The following is a 17,185-nucleotide window of genomic DNA, read 5'->3' as shown; positions in this document are numbered from 1 at the left end:
CTCGGTGAGCGATCACTCCCTTTGTGGAGCTCCGCGAAGGCAGTGCGCATTCGCCGAGTTACCTCGGTCAGCATCCAGGGAGGACGCATGAGCAAGTACGCACAGCCCGACCGCCGCCCGGCGGTGATCACCGGCGCGTCGTCAGGGATCGGTGCGGAGACCGCGAAGGCGCTGGCCACGGCCGGGTTCCCGGTGGCCCTGGGCGCCCGGCGCCTCGACCGGGTCGAGGAGATCGCCGCCGCGATCCGGGCCGAGGGGGGAGAGGCGGTCGCGCACCCGCTCGACGTGACTTCCGACGACTCGGTGGCCGAGTTCGCCGCGAAGGTGGCCGCCGACCTCGGCGACGTTGAGGTCCTGGTCAGCAACGCCGGCGTCACCCACCCCGGCGCCACCGTCGACGTCCCGACCGAGGCCTTCGCGAGCCAGGTCGACATCAACCTGCTCGGCGCCCACCGGGTCCTGCGCGCCTTCGGGCCCGGGATGATCGAGCGTCGCCGCGGCGACCTGGTCTTCCTCTCCTCCGACGTGGCGCTGAGGCCGCGACCGTTCATGGGAGCGTACGCCGCCTCGAAGTGGGGCCTGGAAGGCATGGTCGGCGCGATCCAGATGGAGCTCGAGGGCACCGGCGTCCGGGCCTCGATCGTGCGACCCGGTCCCACCCACTCCGACATCGGCAACGACTGGCCCGCCGAGCTCGGCGGCTTCGTGCTGGAGCAGTGGGTCCGCTGGGGCCTCGCCCGGCACCCGCACTTCCTCAAGGCCCGTGCGCTCGCCGACGCGATCACCACGGTCGTGACCGCCGCCCGTGGCGTCCACATCAGCACCATCGACGTCAACCCCGAGGCACCCGTCGAGGAGAGAGCATGACGATCCCCACCGTCTCCACCGTCCTGGACGACCAGGACCCGAGCGTCCCCGAGATCATCCGCGGCACCGGGCACCTGCCCGAGATGCGGGTCGACCCGATCTCGCTGTTCACCCGCGTCCGCGAGGAGTGCGGCGACCTCGGTCGCTTCCGGCTCGCCGACAAGGACGTCGTCCTGGTCACCGGGGCCGAGGCCAACGAGGCGTTCTTCCGGGCGCCCGACGACGTGCTCGACCAGGCGGCGGCGTACCCGTTCATGACGCCGATCTTCGGCAAGGGCGTCGTCTTCGACGCCTCACCGGAGGAGCGGCAGCAGATGCTGAAGAACCAGGCGCTGCGCGGCGACATGATGCGTGGGCACGCGCAGACGATCGAGGCCGAGATCCGCCGGATGATCGCCGGCTGGGGCGAGGAGGGCGAGATCGACCTGCTCGACTTCTTCGCCGAGCTTACCATCTACACGACCTCGGCCTGCCTGGTCGGCAAGCCGTTCCGAGAGGAGCTCGATTCGTCCTTCGCCCAGCACTATCACGAGCTGGAGCACGGCACGGACGCGATCGCGTACGTCGACGCGTACGCGGACATCGAGAACTTCCGGAGGCGCGACGCCGCCCGGGAGCGGCTGGTCGCGCTGGTCCAGGCGATCATCGACAAGCGGCTCGCCCGAGGCAAGGTGCCGCGTGAGGAGCGTGACCTGCTCGACGTGCTGATCTCGATCGACATGGACACCGACACCATCACCGGGATCTTCATCTCGATGATGTTCGCCGGCCACCACACCTCCTCGGGCACGGCCTCATGGGCGATGATCGAGCTCCTGCGGAACCCCGAGGTCATGGGCGATGTCGTCCAAGAGCTCGACGAGCTCTACGCGGATGGGTCGGAGGTCAGCTTCCAGGCGCTGCGCTCGATCCCGGTGCTGGAGGCCGCGCTGAAGGAGACCCTGCGGCTGTACCCGCCGCTGATCATCCTGATGCGGCTGGTGCGCGAGGACTTCGAGCTGCTCGGCGAGACCATCCCGGCCGGCACCCTGCTCGCCGCCTCGCCGCGGGTCTCCAACCGGATCGAGGACGACTTCCCGAAGGCCGACCTCTTCGACCCGAGCCGCTACCTCGACCCGCGCCAGGAGGACATGCAGAACCGCTGGACCTGGATCCCGTTCGGCGCCGGCAAGCACCGCTGCGTCGGCAACGCGTTCGCGATGATGCAGATGAAGGCGATCTTCTCGGTCATCCTGCGCGACTACTCGTTCGAGGCCGCGCAGCCGCTGGACTCCTATGCCGACGACTTCACCAAGATGGTGATCCAGCTCCGGCAGCCCTGTCGCGTGCGCTATCGGAGGCGGCCCGTGGGTGGTGACAGAGCATGAAGCTCGCCGCCGACCTGGGTCTCTGCCAAGGACACCAGGAGTGCCTCGCCGAGGCGCCGGAGCTCTTCGGCTTCGACGAGGACAGCTACCAGGTCGTCGTACGCGTCCCCGACCCGTCCGACGGCCAGCTGGACGCCGCGCGGGCGGCCGTCAAGTACTGCCCTGCTTTCGCTCTCACCCTGGAGGACTGAATGGCTGACGTGGACCGTGCTGAGATCGAGAGGTTCTGGGCCCACTGGCTCAGCCTTAACCGTCAAGCAGAGGCTGAGGGTGATTGGGCGCCGCTGGCCGACGCGTACGCCGAGGATGCGACGTACGGCTGGATGTACACCCCCGACGAGCACTTCATGGCCGTCGGCCGCGACCAGATCCGAGAGTGGGCGCTCGGCACCGAGATGGCCGGCCTCGAGGGCTGGCACTACGACTACCAGGCGACGGTGATCGACGACGTCAACGCGATGGTGATCGGCTTCTGGCGCCAGCGGGCCGGGATCGTCGACGACACGACCGGCGAGGAGTACGAGATCTGTGGGATCGGCGGCTCCTGGTTCGGGGTCGCGCCGCGGCCCGACGGCGACAGGCTGGAGTTCGCCTGGCAGCGGGACTGGTTCGACCTCGGCGCCACCGCGACCACCTTCCTCGACATCGTCAAGGCCAAGAAGGCGACCGCCGGCCTGCTGGAGCGGATGTCGCTCAACGGCATCGAGCAGCCCGGCCACTACCGCCTCGCCGACCTGCCCTCGACCGTCTGGCCGCCGCCCGTCGCGGCCGGGAACTTCGTGACCCAGGAGCCCGTGTGACGACCAGGACCCCCACCAACCCGCCCGCCCAGCAGCTCGTCGACGGCAAGCTCGGCGCAGCCGCATCCGGCGAGACGTACCCGATCCTCAACCCGGCCACGGGGCAGGAGATCGGCCGCGCTCCCGACTCGACGGCCCAGGACATGGACGCCGCCACCGCCGCCGCGCGGCGGGCGTTCGACGAGACCGACTGGTCCACCGACGTCGCGTTCCGGATCAGGTGCCTGCGCCAGCTGCACCAGGCGATCCTCGACGACGCCGAGTCGCTGCGCGAGCTGACGACCGCCGAGGTCGGAGCGCCCGCCTTCCTGGTGGCCGGGCCGCAGTTCGACACCCCGGTCGACACGCTGCGGTGGACCATCGACCTGGCCGAGTCCTACGAGTGGTCGCGAGATCTGGGGGCCGGGGTCACGATGGGGGTCTCCTCGCGTCGCACCGTGCGCAAGGAGGCCGTCGGAGTGGTCGCGGCGATCACGCCGTGGAACTTCCCCAACCAGATCAACCTCGCCAAGGTCGGGCCGGCGCTGGCCGCGGGCAACACCGTGATCCTCAAGCCCGCACCGGACACCCCGTGGCTGGCCGCGGAGCTGGGTCGCCTGGCGGCCGAGCACACCGACCTCCCGCCCGGGGTGTTCAACGTCGTCACACCGCGCGACAACCGGGTGGCCGCGATGCTGGCCGAGGACCCGCGGGTCGACCTGGTCTCCTTCACCGGCTCGACGGCCACCGGCCGGGCGATCATGGCGGCCGCCGCGCCCAGCCTGAAGAAGGTCTTCCTCGAGCTCGGCGGCAAGTCCGCGGCGATCGTCCTCGACGACGCCGACGTCGCCTCCGCCGCGTCGATGGCGGCCTTCTCGGTGGCCGTGCACGCCGGTCAGGGCTGTGCCCTGACCACTCGGCTGCTGGTGCCTCGCGCGTCGTACGACGACGCGGTCGAGGCGGCCGCCGCGACCATGGCCTCGCTCGGCGCGGGCGACCCGGCCGATGCCGGCACGATCTGCGGTCCGGTGATCTCGGCGGTCCAGCGTGACCGGATCCTCGGTTATCTCGCGCTCGCGGAAGAGGAGGGTGGTCGCTTCGCCACCGGCGGCGGTGCCGCGATCCAGCCGGGCGACCTGGCGGATGGCTTCTGGGTCCAGCCCACCGTCATCGCCGGCCTGGACAACACCGCCCGCGTCGCCCGCGAGGAGATCTTCGGCCCGGTGCTCACGGTCATCGCCCACGACGGCGACGACGATGCCGTACGCATCGCCAACGACTCGCCCTACGGCCTCTCCGGCTCGGTCGAGTCAGGCTCGCTGGAGCGCGCGAAGTCCGTGGCCACGAGGATCCGCACCGGCACCATCGGCGTCAACGGCGGCCAGTGGTTCGGCCCGGACGCGCCCTTCGGCGGCTACAAGCAGTCCGGCCTCGGCCGGGAGATGGGTGTCGAAGGCTTCGAGGAGTACCTCGAGACCAAGCTGATCGCGGAGCCCGCATGAACGCGAGTCGGCTCATCTGCCCCATGAACACCAGCCCAATCGGCGCGTCTGTCCCGCCGCTAACCGCCCACTCGGCGTGTCTGTCCCGGCGGAGAGCGTCGAGTCGGCGCTTATGTCTCAGCACGCCCGCGCTGAGGGCCGCGGCTGGGACAGTTGCGCCGACTGGGCGCGGAATCTTGGGACAGATGCACCGAGTGGACGCGGGTCCGCGGGGCTGTTGTGCCGAGTGGGCGGCGAACGGCGGGACAGATGAGCCGAGTCGGCGGAGAAATTCGGGACAGACGCGCCGGGTCGGCGGTTCAGCTTGGGACAGATGCGCCGGGTCGGCGTGGGAGAGGACGGACGGATGAGGTTCGAGGGGAAGGTCGTCGTCGTCACCGGGGCGGCGCAGGGGATCGGCGAGGCGTACGCCAAGGGGCTGGCCGCCGAGGGTGCCGCCGTCGTCGTCGCCGACCTGAACGAGGAGAAGGGGCAGCGGGTCGCCAAGGAGATCGAGGCCGCCGGCGGGGCCGCCAGGTTCGTACGCTGCGACGTCTCCGACCACGCTTCGGCGGCCGCGCTGGTGGCGGAGACGACGGAGGTGTACGGCGGGATCGACGGTCTGATCAACAACGCCGCCATCTACGGCGACATGGCCTTCGACCTGCTGATCACCGTCGACTGGGACTACTTCGAGAAATTCATGAGCGTGAACCTCAACGGCGCCCTGGTGATGACCCGCGCCGTCTACCCGGCGATGCAGAAGCGTGGCGGCGGCGCGATCGTCAACCAGTCCTCGACGGCCGCCTACCTCTACTCCGGCTTCTACGGGCTGGCGAAGGTCGGCATCAACGGACTCACCCAGCAGCTCGCCCACGAGCTCGGCGGGATGAACATCCGCGTCAACGCGATCGCGCCCGGCCCGACCGACACCGAGGCGACCCGGGTGCAGGCGGGTGACGCGGCGCGAGAGATGACCAAGGGCATGGCGATCAAGCGCCTCGGCACCACCGAGGACATGGTCGGGACCGCGAAGTTCCTCCTCTCCGAGGAGTCGTCGTGGATCTCCGGACAGATCATCGCCGTCGACGGCGGAGGGACGTTCCGGCTGTGAGCACCGTGAAGGGGACACGCGCAGGTTTTGTGGGGCTCGGCAACATCGGCAAGCCGATGGCGCTCCGGCTCGCGGACACCGACGGGATCGAGCTCCGGTTCCACGACATCGCCGAGGGGCCCGTCGCGGAGCTCGGTGCCGCCGGCGCGAAGGCGGCCGCCACGGTCGGCGAGCTGGCCTCGGCCGTGGACGTGCTCAGCGTGATGGTGCGCGACGACGACCAGGTGCGCCAGATCATCTCCGAGGTGATCGCCGCCGACCGCCCGGAGCACACCCCGTTGACGGTGCTGGTGCACTCCACGGTCGCCCCGGAGACGCCCGCGGAGCTGGCCGCGACCGCCGAGCCGCACGGCGTGCGCGTGCTCGACGCCCCGGTCTCCGGCGGTCCGATGGGAGCCGCCGAGGGCACCCTGGCGATCCTCGTCGGCGGCGATCCCGAGGCGTACGCGGCCGCCGCCCCGGTCCTGGCGGCGATGGGATCGAAGGTGGTCCATGCCGGTGAGATCGGTGCCGGGACGAAGCTGAAGCTGGCCCGCAACCTGCTCCACTTCGCCTCCTTCACCGCCGCGACCGAGGCCCAGCAGCTCGCCGAGGCGGCCGGGCTGGATCTGGTCGCGCTCGGGGACGTCGTACGCCACACCGACGCGATCACCGGCGGCCCGGGCGCGATCATGCACCGCGACACCACCGCACCGATCGAGGAGACCGACTTCTGGCACGGCGTCTTCGGACACGTGGTCGCGCTGGGGGAGAAGGACCTCGGCTTCGCGGTCGCACTCGCCGACGAGCTCGGCGTCGAGGTGCCGCTGGCCCGGCTCGCGCTCGAGCGGCTGGCTCCGGGCCTGGGGATGACCTCCGGGCTGCCCTCGGGACCGGCAGAGGAGGAGAAGTTCGGCGACCTCCCCGAGCAGCGGGCCAAGGGGCTGCGGAAGATGGAGGAGGTCTACGGCTTCGACATGGCCGACGGTGAGGGCGACTTCTTCCGCTACACCGCCGACCACCTCTTCGGCGACATCTGGCAGCGCCCGGGCCTGACCACGCGCGACCGCCGGCTCCTGCTCATCGGCCTGCTCGCCGGCCAGGGTGCCGCCGACGTGCTCGGGATCCAGATCCCCGCGGCGTACGCCAACGGCGAGCTGTCCGAGGACGAGCTGCGCGAGATCGTGGTTTTCCTGTGCCACTACGCCGGCTGGCCGAACGGTGCCAGGATCAACACGGTCGTCGAGGAGACCATCGGAAAGGCTCGGAGGAGGGCTCAGAGGAAGGCTCAGCGCTCATGACGTACGTCATCACCCAGTCCTGCTGCAACGACGCCTCCTGTGTGGAGGTCTGCCCGGTGGACTGCATCCACCCCGGCCCGGACGAGCCGGGCTTCGGTGCTGCCGAGATGCTCTACATCCACCCCGACGAGTGCATCGACTGCGGGGCCTGCGAGGACGCCTGCCCGGTCAACGCGATCTTCCCCGACTACGAGGTCCCGGACGCGTTCGCGCCCTACACCGACATCAACGCTGCCTTCTTCGAGTTCACCGGCGAGCAGGAGGAGCCCGCGCCGCTGCCGCCGCCGGGCGCCAAGATCGCCGGTTCCGGTCCGCTGAAGGTCGCCGTGGTCGGCGCCGGCCCGGCCGGTTGGTACGTCGCCGAGGAGCTCGCCGCCACTCGCCGCTGCGACGTGGAGATCACCGTCATCGACAAGCTCGCGACGCCCTACGGTCTGGTCCGCTACGGCGTCGCGCCGGACCACCTGGACACCAAGGAGATCGTCTCCGGCTTCGCGAAGACCGCGCGTCACCGCCGGGTGAGGACCCGCTACAACGTCGAGATCGGTCGCGACATCACCCACGAGGAGCTTCTCGGTGCCCACCATGCGGTGGTCTACACGACCGGCGCCGGCGAGGGTCGTAGCCTCGGCCTGCCGGGGGAGGAGCTGCCGGGCTCGACCTCGGCTGCGGAGCTCGTCGGGTGGTACAACGGCCATCCCGACCGTGCCGACCTCACCTTCCCGCTCGGCCACGAGCGCGCGGTCGTCATCGGCAACGGCAACGTCGCGCTCGACCTGGCGAGGCTGCTGCTGGCTGACGAGGAGACGCTGCAGGCCTCCGACCTGGCGCCGTACGCGTTGCAAGCGCTCGCCGCCAGCGGAATCCGCGAGGTCGTCGTCACCGCCCGCCGAGGTGCGGAGCACGCCGCCTTCACCAGCCCCGAGCTGCGCGCGCTTGCCGACGATCCCGGCATCGACGTCGTGGTCGACGAGGCCGACGTGGCGGCGCTGCCGACCGAGGACGACCTGTCCGAGCGCAGCGCCGGCACCTTCGCCGAGCTCCAGAAGGCCGATCTGCTCCGTGACCTGGCCGGCCGGCCGCGTACGGACGCCGCGAAGCGGCTCGCCCTCCGCTTCGGCCTGACGCCCACCGAGATCCTCGGCGCCGACACGGTCGCCGGGGTGCGCTTCGAGACAGGTGAGGAGATCGACGCCGGCCTGGTCGTCCGGGCCACCGGCTACCGCTCCGCGGGTGTCCCCGGTGTCCCCAGCGAGGAGGCCAGCGGCCGCTTCCTGCACGAGGCCGGCCGGGTCGTCGGGGCCCGGGCGACCTACACCGCAGGCTGGGCCAAGCGCGGCCCCAGCGGCGTGATCGGCACCAACCGGGCCTGCGCGGCGGAGACCGTACGCACCCTCCTGGACGACCATGCCGCCGGATCCCTCGCCGAGCCGGCCGGCACGTCCCTGGACGACCTCCTCGCAGCACGCGGCGTGGTCGCGGTCGACCAGACCGGCTGGAACACCCTCGACACCCACGAGTGCGAGTCGGGCAAGGAGGTCGGCCGGCCACGGGTGAAGGTGACCGACCGGGAGGAGCAGGTGCGGATCGCGGCCCTTGCCCGCGTTTGACCGGTGCGCGTTGGGGATGTCTGTAAGAGTGGGTGAAAACCGATCCTCGGGGAAAGGCACTCGATGACAGGCAGCGAATACAAGGACTGGAACCAGTCGATCATCGACGAGTTCCGTGCCAACGGCGGCAACGTCACCTCGGTGCCGTTCGGGCGCGGGCTCGTGCTCGTGCACCACACCGGCGCCAAGACCGGCAGGGAACGCGTCTCGCCGGTCGCCAATCTCCATCCGGACGCCGACACCTGGCTGATCGCCGCCTCCAAGGCCGGCGCGCCGGAGAACCCGGCCTGGTACCACAACCTGCTGGCCCACCCGGAGACCAAGATCGAGACGCCCGACGAGGGCGTCGTCGAGGTCGAGGTCACCGAGCTGAAGGGCGAGGACCGCGACGCCGCCTGGGAGCGTTTCAAGGCGATGAGCCCGGGATTCGCCGACTACGAGGCGAAGACCGACCGGGTGATCCCGGTGCTGGAGCTACGGCGGCGCTGACCACTCAGACCGGTGTGATCGGCAGCGACCGGCGCGGCTCGAAGGCGAAGTCCGCGCCGGTGCTGAACCTCACCACCGCGACCTCGGATGCTTCCGGGGCGGGCTCGGGGCGACGTACGACCTCGACCCGCCAGCCGTCACCGGCCGTCGTCACCACCACGTCGAGGTGAGGGTCGAGGGCCTGCACCGCCACCTGCAGCGGAACGAACCATTCCGGCCCGATCAGGGAGACCCAGGCGCCGTCCTCGTCGGCGGCCGACGGCCCGACGACCAGTGCGTCGGCTTCGACCTCCATCGCGACGTACGCCGCGGGGTTGAGCATCGGATGGAGCGCGAGCAGCCGCAGCGCGCCGGCGGCGTCCGGTGGCAACGAGAGGGCGCGGGCGAGGCGGGCCCCGGCGATGCCGGCGACCCCGACGAGCTGCTTGCGGCGGATGTCGAGAAGCTGCTCGGGCGAGGTCGCCCGCGGCTCCAGGGCGAGCACGAAGCCGCGGTCGAGCAGTGCCATCTGCAGGCAGACCTCGTCGGCGATGCGCGCCAGCGCCGAATGCGAGAACGCGGCGAGGTCGAGGTCGGACACGAGCGGCCCGGCGTAGTCGGCCGCGCCCGCATCGGCGGGGTCGATGGGCGCGAGCTCGAGCCCCGCTGCCCGGGAGCGCTCGTTCACCGCCAGCTCCGGGATCGCCACGGCCTCCGGGTGTGCGTCGTCGATGGTGACGGTCCAGCGGCAGTGGGGCGTGCGGTCCGCAGGGGTCCGGGGCGGGCGGTGGACCGGACGCACCTGAGCGCGCGGATGGGTCGCGATGGCGGTGGCGTCGAAGGTCGGGTCCTCGATGTCGTGGCACATGCCGCGGACGTACTCCTCGCCCATCGGCTCCACGTCCATCAGTGCCCCGCAGTGGTCGAGGTGGAATTCGCCGTGGCGCGCGTCGTGGACGGTGTAGCGGAAGTCCATGAACTGCGGCGGCGCGCCGATGTCGAGCTGGAGGCCCTTGAAGATGGTCGGCACGTCACCCTGCCCCGGCACGGCCGGGGCATAGCCGAGCGCGGCCTGCATCCGCCGAGTGTAGATCGGCGAGGCGGCAGCCCACTCCACGATCGCGATCCGCAGCATCTCCTCACGCCCGAAGGCGGAGATGCACCATGCCATCCCCGCCCGGTCGATCAGCTGTCCGATCAGGAGGAGCTCGCGGACGACCTCGGCGAGCTCCTCCCGGGTCAGGTCGGCATAGCGGGAGCGGATCAACGGATATGAAGCTTCCGCATCCACCGCAGCGACGTCTGCATCTGCTTGGCGTAGTCGTCGAAGGTCTGCTTGCCCTGAGGCCCCATGACCTGCTTCTTCAGAGTCGCGACGTTCTGGGTCTCGGTGTACTTCAGCAGCCCCTGGTCACCGTGACGGGCACCGACGCCGGACTGCTTCATCCCGCCCGACGGGGTCGACTTCGAGGCGTACGCGGTGGCCAGCCCGTCGTTGATGTTGACGTTGCCGGACTCGATCCGGGCTGCGACCTGCTGGGCCCGCTTGAAGTTCGTGGTCCACACCGAGGCGTTGAGCCCGTAGTCGGTGTCGTTGGCCAGCTCGATCGCCTCGTCGAGGGTGGAGTAGCGGTGCAGCGAGACAACCGGTCCGAAGGTCTCGGTCACGCCGTGGAGCATCTCCTTGGTGGTGCCCTCGAGGATGGTCGGCTCGAAGAAGGTCGGCCCGATGTCGGGGCGCGCCTTCCCGCCGGTAAGCACGGTGGCGCCCTTGGCGACCGCGTCGTCGACGTGCGACTGCACCCGCGCCAGGTGGTCGGGGGAGACCAGCGCACCGAGATCGGGACCGAAGGCGTACGCCGCCTCGATCCGCATCCCCTCCACGGCGGCGACGAACTTGTCGCGGAACTCGTCGTACATCGCCTCCGGGACGTAGATCCGCTCGATGTGCATGCAGATCTGGCCGGTGTTGCCGAACACGGCGAACATCGAGCCGGCGACGGTCTCGTCGATGTCGGCGTCGTCGAGGACGATCATCGGGTTCTTGCCGCCGAGCTCGAGGCAGGCGCCGATCAGGTTGCGCCCGGCCTGCTCGCCGATGACCCGGCCGGTCGCGGTCGAGCCGGTGAACATCGCGTAGTCGACGTTGTCCATCAGCGTCGGGCCGACGTCGGGGCCCTCGCCGCACACGACCTGGAACAGGCCCTTGGGCAGCCCGGCCTCCTCGAGCAGTCCGATCCCGAACAGCGGGGAGAGCGCGGTCTTGTTGTCGGGCTTGAGGAGCACCGCGTTGCCGGCCATCAGCGCCGGGATCGCGTCGGAGAGACCGGTCGCGAACGGGAAGTTCCACGGCGCGATGATCCCGACCAGGCCCCGCGGCGGGTGGCGCTCGATCGAGCTCGAGAGCAGCGGCATCACGCCCGGGCGCTTCTTGTCCTTGAGCAGCTTCGGCGCCCGCTTGAGGTAGTGCGAGATCACCATCGGCGGGTCGCAGACCTCCTCGAACGCGATCCGCCGGGCCTTGCCCGACTCGGCCTGGATCAGGTCGGCGATCTTGTGCTGGTTGCGCAGGATCAGCTCGTGGGCGCGCTTGAACACGGCCAGCCGCTCGTTGAGCGGCGTCGCCGCCCACTCGTGCTGTGCTGCGCGTCCGGCCGCGGCCGCCCGCTCGACGTCCTCCGGCGAGGACTGGGGCAGCGCGACCAGCACCTCGCCGGTGTAGACCTCGGTGAGCTTCCAGGATGCCCCGGTCGAGGACGGGACCCGGGAGACCAGCTCGTTGAGCAGCTCCTCGGTGATCCAGTCGGGGCGGCGTACGGTTGCTGTCTTCGCTGTGTCAGTGCTCATGTCTGATCCGATCAGCTGTTGTCGAGGACGAAGGATGCGCAGCGGTCACCGATCATGACCGCGGGAGCGTTGGTGTTGCCGCCGATGATCGACGGCATGATCGAGGCGTCGGCGACGCGGAGGCCGTCGATGCCGCGTACGCGGAGCTGCGGGTCGACCACGGCCCGCTCGTCGACGCCCATCCGGCAGGAGCCGACACCGTGGTAGATCGAGGTGGCCCGGTTGGTGACCTCCTCCTTCATCGCCTCGGCGTCGATCGCCTTGCCGGGGTGGATCTCCGACTTGACCTGGTCGCCGAAGGCGGGGGAGGCCATGATCTCGCGGATCATCTCCACACCCTCGAGCAGGAGCCGCTTGTCGTCGGGCTCGGCGAGGTAGTTGAAGTCGATGAGCGGCTCGGCGGTCGGGTCGGCGCTGCGCAGCCGCAGCGTCCCGCGCGAGCGCGGATAGATGAGCGACGACATCACCGTCAGAGCCGCGCGCGGGTCGACCTCGTGGCGGATCGGCGCGTCCTGGTTGGGTGAGGGGTAGGCCCAGGGGAGCACGTGCAGCTGCAGGTCGGGTACGTCGGTGGCCAGCGAGGTGCGGACGAACCCGACGGTCTCGAAGACGGTGTGACCGAGGATCGACCTGCCGACGGTCTGCTCCTTGAGGACCGCCTTGCCGAAGTAGGCAGCGGTGCCGTGGTGGAGCGCAGTGGGCATCTCCCAGGTGGTCGGGACGAACATGTGGTCGTGCAGGTTGTCGCCGACCGGGAGCTCCTGGACGGTGGCGATGCCATGCTCCGCCAGGTGGGCGGAATGACCGATTCCGGAGAGCATCAGCAGCTGCGCCGAGCCGAAGACGCCCGCGGAGACGATGACCTCCTGGGTCGCCGAGATCGTCTGCGGGCCCTGTCGGGTGAGGATCTCGACACCTTTCGCGCGCCCGTTCTCGATGACGATCCTCGACACGTGCACACGGGTCAGCGTGGTCAGGCTCGGCAGCTCCTGGTCGTGGAGGTAGCCACGCGAGGCCGAGTAGCGGAGCCCGTCGATCGCGCTCTGCTGGAAGGTCGAGACGCCCTCCTGCTCGGCGGCGTTGTAGTCGTCGAGCACCTTCACGTCGAGGGTCTCCGCGGCGGCGCGCTGGAACGACAGCGAGGCCTCGGTCGGCCGCGGGTGCTTCATGACCTTGATCGGCCCGCCCGTGCCGCGGTAGTCGGAGCCGCCGCCCTCGTAGTCCTCGATCCGCCGGTACGCCTCGTTGACCGAGTCCGCGTCCCAGCCGGTGTTGCCCTCGGCGGCCCAGGCGTCGTAGTTGGCCCGGTTGCCCCGGACCCAGAGCAGGCCGTTGATGGAGGAGGAGCCGCCGAGCACCTTGCCGCGCGGCTGGGGGAGCTCGCGGTTGCGGGCGTGCTTCTGCGGGACGGTGTGGTAGCCCCAGTCGACGAGCCGCTTCAGCCGTGGCTCGGCATGCAACGGACCGATCATCCCGGGCTTGGTGACCAGGTAGTTGTGCTTGTCGTTCTTCCCTGCCTCGAGCAGGATGACCGACTTGCCGGCCGCGGCCAGTCGGCCGGCGACGGCGCAGCCGGCCGAGCCGGCGCCGACGACGACGTACTCGGCCTCGGTGACCTTCTCGCGGGCCATCTCAGATCCTCTCGATGATCGTCGCGGTGGCCTGGGCGCCCCCGGCGCACATCGAGACCAGGGCGGTGCTGGCGTCGCGGCGCTCGAGCTCGTGGAGCGCGGCGGTGAGCAGGCGGGTGCCGGTGGATCCGACCGGGTGGCCGAGCGCGATCGCGCCGCCGTTGACGTTGATCTTCTCCTCCGGGACCTGGTGCACCTTGGCCCACGACATGACCACGCCGGCAAAGGCCTCGTTGACCTCGGCGATGTCGATGTCGGCGATCGTCATGCCGGTGTCCTTCAGTGCCTTCTCGGTCGCCTGGACGGGGCCGTCGAGGTGGTAGTAGGGGTCGGATCCGACGAGGTTGGAGGTGACGATCCGGGCCCGGGGCTCCAGCCCCAGGGACGAGGCGACCGAGGAGTCCATCAGCAGCAGCGCCGAGGCGCCGTCGGAGATCTGCGAGGAGGTGCCGGCGGTGTGGGTGCCGCCCTCGAGCACCGGGCTCAGCCCGGCCAGCTTCTCCAGGGACGTGTCGCGGATGCCCTGGTCCTCGGTGACGGTGCGGAGCTCCCCGGTGGGATTGCCCTCGTCGTCGAGCATGGGGGCCTCGACGGCGAAGATCTGGCTCTTGAAGTGTCCGGCGTCGCGGGCCTGACGCGCCTTGACCTGCGACCACAGCCCGAACTCGTCGACCTCGTTGCGGGAGAACCCGCGGTCCTTGACGATCCGGTCGGCGCCCTCGAACTGGTTGGGCAGATCGATGTTCCAGTCCGCGGGACGCGGGTCGCCGGCGCCCTGGGGGACGTTGGCGCCCAGCGGGATGCGCGACATCGACTCGATGCCGCAGGCGATGCCGACCTTGATCTGGTCGGAGGCGATCATCGCGTTGATCAGGTGGGTGGCCTGCTGGGCCGAGGAGCACTGCGCGTCGATCACGGTCGAGCCGGTGTGGATCGGCAGCCCGGCGTGGAGCCATGCGCGACGGACCATGTTGTTGGACTGCTCGCCCGCCTGGGAGACGCAGCCGCCGATGACCTGATCAACCAGGTCAGGATCGACTCCGGCGCGCTTGAGCACCTCGACCTGGGCTGCGCCGAGCAGGACGGCCGGGTGCAGGCCGGCCAGCCAGCCCTTGCGCTTGCCGATGGGGGTGCGGACGGCTTCGACGATGACGGGCGTGCCCATGGAACCTCGCTCTTCGGGGGTTTCGACAAGTCGCTGGTGCACGGCCGCGCACGCTCGACTCCGGTGACGTGACACCGGTTACACTCGATTGTCCCAAATTAGAACGCGTTCTCGTTTGGCGCAACCCTTGTGTGATGCTGAGCACTGTGTGACGATAAACTAGAACGTGTTACAGAAAAGACCTCGAAGGAGCACACCCGTGACCGCTCTTCCTGTGGATTTCGATCCGACTGATCCCGTGCTCAACGAGGAGCGCGTCCCGCTGCAGGAGTTCCTCGAGCTTCGCAAGACCGCCCCGGTGTGGTGGGTCGAGCAGTCGCCGGCGGCCCGCGCCGGCTTCCTCGACACGGGGTTCTGGGCGGTGACCAAGCACGAGGACATCCTGGCCGTCTCCAAGGACAGCGAGAACTTCGGCACCAACGAGAACGGCGTGATCATCCGGTTCGCGCCCGACATGACCCGCGAGCAGGTCGAGCTTCAGCGCGCGATGCTGATCCACCATGACGCCCCCGACCACACCAAGCTGCGCCAGATCATCAGCCGCGGCTTCACCCCGCGGGCGATCAACGCCCTCAAGGAGCGTCTGGTCGAGCGGGCCAACAACATCGTCGACGACGCCCTGGCCAAGGGTGAGGGCGACTTCGTCTCCGAGGTCGCGGCCGAGCTCCCGCTCCAGGCGATCGCCGAGCTGCTCGGGGTCCCGCAGGAGGACCGCCGCAAGCTCTTCGACTGGTCCAACCAGATGCTCGCGTACGACGACCCGGAGTACGACGCCGACCCCGAGGCCGCCTCGATCGAGATCCTGTCCTACGCGATGGCGCTGGCCGCCGAGCGCAAGGCCGACCCCAAGGACGACATCATCTCCAAGCTCGTCAACGCCGAGCTGGAGGGCGGTGCCCTCGGCGACGACGAGTTCGGCTTCTTCGTCATCCTGCTCGCGGTCGCCGGCAACGAGACCACCCGAAACGCGATCACCCACGGTATGCAGGCCTTCTTCGACCACCCCGACCAGTGGGAGCTGTGGAAGAAGGAGCGTCCCGACACGATGGTCGACGAGGTGATCCGCTGGGCGACCCCGGTCACCGTGTTCCAGCGTACGGCGCTCAACGACGTCGAGGTCGGTGGCCAGCTGGTCAAGAAGGGCCAGCGCGTGGGCATCTTCTACGCCTCGGGCAACCACGACGAGGACGTCTTCGACGACCCGGACACCTTCGACATCACCCGCGAGCACAACCCCCACCTCGCCTTCGGTGGCCATGGCGCCCACTACTGCATCGGCGCCAACCTGGCTCGGATGGAGGTGCGGATCATGTTCGACGTGATCGCCGACCGGATGCCCGATCTCAAGCCCAACGGCAAGCCGCGCCGGCTGCGTCACGCGTGGATCAACGGCATCAAGGAGATGCCGGTCATCTACGCCTGAGGGATCTCGACGTTGGAGAAGTGGGGCCGGCGGAACGGGTACTCCGCCGGCACCCACTTCTTCAGCGCTTCGTAGACCACCTCGTAGAGCCCCTGCTCGTAGGCCTCGGTGGTCACCCACCAGCTGACGTCCACGTCGTACGCCGCCAGTTCCTCGCTCAGCTCCTGCCGGACGCCCAGCGGGTAGAGATAGGCGCAGCCGACGTAGCCGAGCGCGGCCGTCTCCAGGACGTAGGAGAACGACTTGTTCTCCTTCCACTCGCCCTCGTGCCAGACCAGGTCGATGTAGTCGTCCTCCTCCGACGTCGGCCCGTCCGGCCAGCCGCCGCCCCGGGTGGCGTTGATCAGGTCGCGGTCGGCGTTGATCGCGCGTACGTCGTCGGCCAGGCAGTCGCGCGACAGCGGTCGTGCGGTCAGGTCGCCGTGGGTGAGCAGCCGCGGCGCCTCGAAGCCGGCGGGGACGGCCAGCAGCTTGCTCAGCCCTGAGTAGCTCATGCCCGAAGGCTACGGTCTGCGACGCAGGGCCAGGATCCCGGCGTACGCGGCCAGCAGCCGCTCCTTCGGGTACTCGTCGGGCCTCGTCAGGAGTAGCCGGGCGAACTCCTGCACCAGCGCGACGAGCGAATGGGCGACCACCTCGACGTCGAGCTCCGTCCCGGGGTCGAGGTTGGTGCGGAGCACGTCCGCGACGAACCCCCGTACCAGGGCCAGGGTGCCCTCGGTCCGCTCGCGCACGACCGGCGGCGCTCCGTCGATCAGGCCGAGCACCGGACGCCAGGTCTCCGGGTCGCTCTGAGCCGCCCGGAGGAGCCCGTCGGCCGCCTCGAGCATCCACCGGTCCAGCTCGATCCGGACGCCGCCGGTCGGGATCAGGGCCAGCGTCGCGTCGAGGGCACGCTGCCGGGTGCGGTCGAGCAGCGCGTGCAGGAGCGGGTCGATCCCGCCGTACGCGTCGTAGACGACCGGCCGGGTGACGCCGGCCTCGGCGGCGATGGCGCTGATGGTGAGCCGGCCGTAGCCGTCGCGCACGAGCACGCGCAACGCTGCGTCGAGGAGCTCCTCCCGGCGCTCCTCGAGGGGCATCCGGGCGGCATAGGGCCGTCGCGCGGCAGGTCGGTCGGAGGGCATCAGGTAGGACTCACGGCTCGCGGACG

16 protein-coding genes are annotated in these 17,185 nt (G+C 70.0%); 10 read left to right on the top strand and 6 right to left on the bottom strand.

Annotated features, from left to right (window positions below; all coding sequences use genetic code 11):
• Positions 1–87 precede the first annotated feature (87 nt).
• The 9 genes from G5C66_RS16090 (at position 88) to G5C66_RS16045 (ending at position 8,987) form a co-directional block, all read left to right on the top strand.
• Complete coding sequence (locus G5C66_RS16090; protein ID WP_165111975.1) at positions 88–867, top strand: SDR family oxidoreductase; 780 nt, start codon at positions 88–90, stop codon at positions 865–867.
• Positions 864–2,234: a cytochrome P450 gene (locus tag G5C66_RS16085; protein ID WP_241248581.1), complete on the top strand. Its 1,371-nt coding sequence runs from the start codon at positions 864–866 to the stop codon at positions 2,232–2,234. The genes G5C66_RS16090 and G5C66_RS16085 overlap by 4 nt, the downstream gene beginning before the upstream one ends.
• Positions 2,231–2,425: a ferredoxin gene (locus G5C66_RS16080; protein ID WP_165111974.1), complete on the top strand. Its 195-nt coding sequence runs from the start codon at positions 2,231–2,233 to the stop codon at positions 2,423–2,425. The genes G5C66_RS16085 and G5C66_RS16080 overlap by 4 nt, the downstream gene beginning before the upstream one ends.
• Complete coding sequence (locus tag G5C66_RS16075; protein ID WP_165111973.1) at positions 2,426–3,034, top strand: nuclear transport factor 2-like protein; 609 nt, start codon at positions 2,426–2,428, stop codon at positions 3,032–3,034. It abuts the gene before it with no gap.
• Positions 3,031–4,515, top strand: coding sequence for an aldehyde dehydrogenase (locus G5C66_RS16070; RefSeq protein WP_165111972.1), 1,485 nt, complete (start codon positions 3,031–3,033; stop codon positions 4,513–4,515). The genes G5C66_RS16075 and G5C66_RS16070 overlap by 4 nt, the downstream gene beginning before the upstream one ends.
• A gap of 346 nt (positions 4,516–4,861) precedes the next feature.
• The gene (locus tag G5C66_RS16065) at positions 4,862–5,608 is read left to right on the top strand and encodes an SDR family oxidoreductase (protein ID WP_165111971.1); all 747 of its coding nucleotides are present in this window, start codon (positions 4,862–4,864) and stop codon (positions 5,606–5,608) included.
• Positions 5,605–6,888, top strand: coding sequence for an NAD(P)-binding domain-containing protein (locus tag G5C66_RS26880; protein ID WP_338144198.1), 1,284 nt, complete (start codon positions 5,605–5,607; stop codon positions 6,886–6,888). The genes G5C66_RS16065 and G5C66_RS26880 overlap by 4 nt, the downstream gene beginning before the upstream one ends.
• Complete coding sequence (locus G5C66_RS16050; protein ID WP_165111970.1) at positions 6,885–8,498, top strand: FAD-dependent oxidoreductase; 1,614 nt, start codon at positions 6,885–6,887, stop codon at positions 8,496–8,498. The genes G5C66_RS26880 and G5C66_RS16050 overlap by 4 nt, the downstream gene beginning before the upstream one ends.
• A 63-nt stretch (positions 8,499–8,561) precedes the next feature.
• The gene (locus G5C66_RS16045) at positions 8,562–8,987 is read left to right on the top strand and encodes a nitroreductase/quinone reductase family protein (protein ID WP_165111969.1); all 426 of its coding nucleotides are present in this window, start codon (positions 8,562–8,564) and stop codon (positions 8,985–8,987) included.
• 4 nt (positions 8,988–8,991) lie between these two features.
• Here the strand turns inward: G5C66_RS16045 and G5C66_RS16040 are convergent, their stop codons facing one another.
• The 4 genes from G5C66_RS16040 to G5C66_RS16025 are packed head-to-tail and all read right to left on the bottom strand — an operon-like array spanning position 8,992 to position 14,609.
• Positions 8,992–10,233 (bottom strand): hypothetical protein, encoded by a 1,242-nt coding sequence (locus G5C66_RS16040; protein WP_206444181.1) that lies wholly within the window; start codon positions 10,231–10,233, stop codon positions 8,992–8,994.
• On the bottom strand, positions 10,230–11,813 hold the full coding sequence (locus G5C66_RS16035) for a succinic semialdehyde dehydrogenase (RefSeq protein ID WP_165111968.1): 1,584 nt from the start codon (positions 11,811–11,813) through the stop codon (positions 10,230–10,232). The genes G5C66_RS16040 and G5C66_RS16035 overlap by 4 nt, the downstream gene beginning before the upstream one ends.
• 11 nt (positions 11,814–11,824) lie before the next feature.
• The gene (locus G5C66_RS16030; protein WP_165111967.1) at positions 11,825–13,444 is read right to left on the bottom strand and encodes a GMC family oxidoreductase; all 1,620 of its coding nucleotides are present in this window, start codon (positions 13,442–13,444) and stop codon (positions 11,825–11,827) included.
• A 1-nt stretch (position 13,445) separates the two neighbouring features.
• Positions 13,446–14,609 (bottom strand): steroid 3-ketoacyl-CoA thiolase, encoded by a 1,164-nt coding sequence (locus G5C66_RS16025; protein WP_165111966.1) that lies wholly within the window; start codon positions 14,607–14,609, stop codon positions 13,446–13,448.
• 199 nt (positions 14,610–14,808) lie between these two features.
• Here G5C66_RS16025 and G5C66_RS26875 point away from each other — a divergent pair, with 199 nt between their 5' ends.
• Entirely contained in the window at positions 14,809–16,032 is a 1,224-nt protein-coding gene (locus G5C66_RS26875) for a cytochrome P450 (RefSeq protein WP_165111965.1), read from the top strand.
• On the opposite strand, the gene G5C66_RS16015 is transcribed toward G5C66_RS26875, so the two are convergent.
• Both G5C66_RS16015 and G5C66_RS16010 read right to left on the bottom strand, forming a co-directional pair.
• Complete coding sequence (locus G5C66_RS16015; RefSeq protein WP_165111964.1) at positions 16,023–16,526, bottom strand: GNAT family N-acetyltransferase; 504 nt, start codon at positions 16,524–16,526, stop codon at positions 16,023–16,025. The two genes, G5C66_RS26875 and G5C66_RS16015, sit on opposite strands and share 10 nt — an antisense overlap.
• Before the next feature lie 9 nt (positions 16,527–16,535).
• The gene (locus tag G5C66_RS16010) at positions 16,536–17,159 is read right to left on the bottom strand and encodes a TetR/AcrR family transcriptional regulator (protein ID WP_165111963.1); all 624 of its coding nucleotides are present in this window, start codon (positions 17,157–17,159) and stop codon (positions 16,536–16,538) included.
• Between the last annotated feature and the right edge of the window lie 26 nt (positions 17,160–17,185).

This window comes from Nocardioides turkmenicus, from assembly GCF_011045035.1.
Taxonomy (GTDB): Bacteria; Actinomycetota; Actinomycetes; order Propionibacteriales; family Nocardioidaceae; genus Nocardioides; species Nocardioides turkmenicus.
This window is presented reverse-complemented; position numbering and strand designations above follow the sequence as displayed.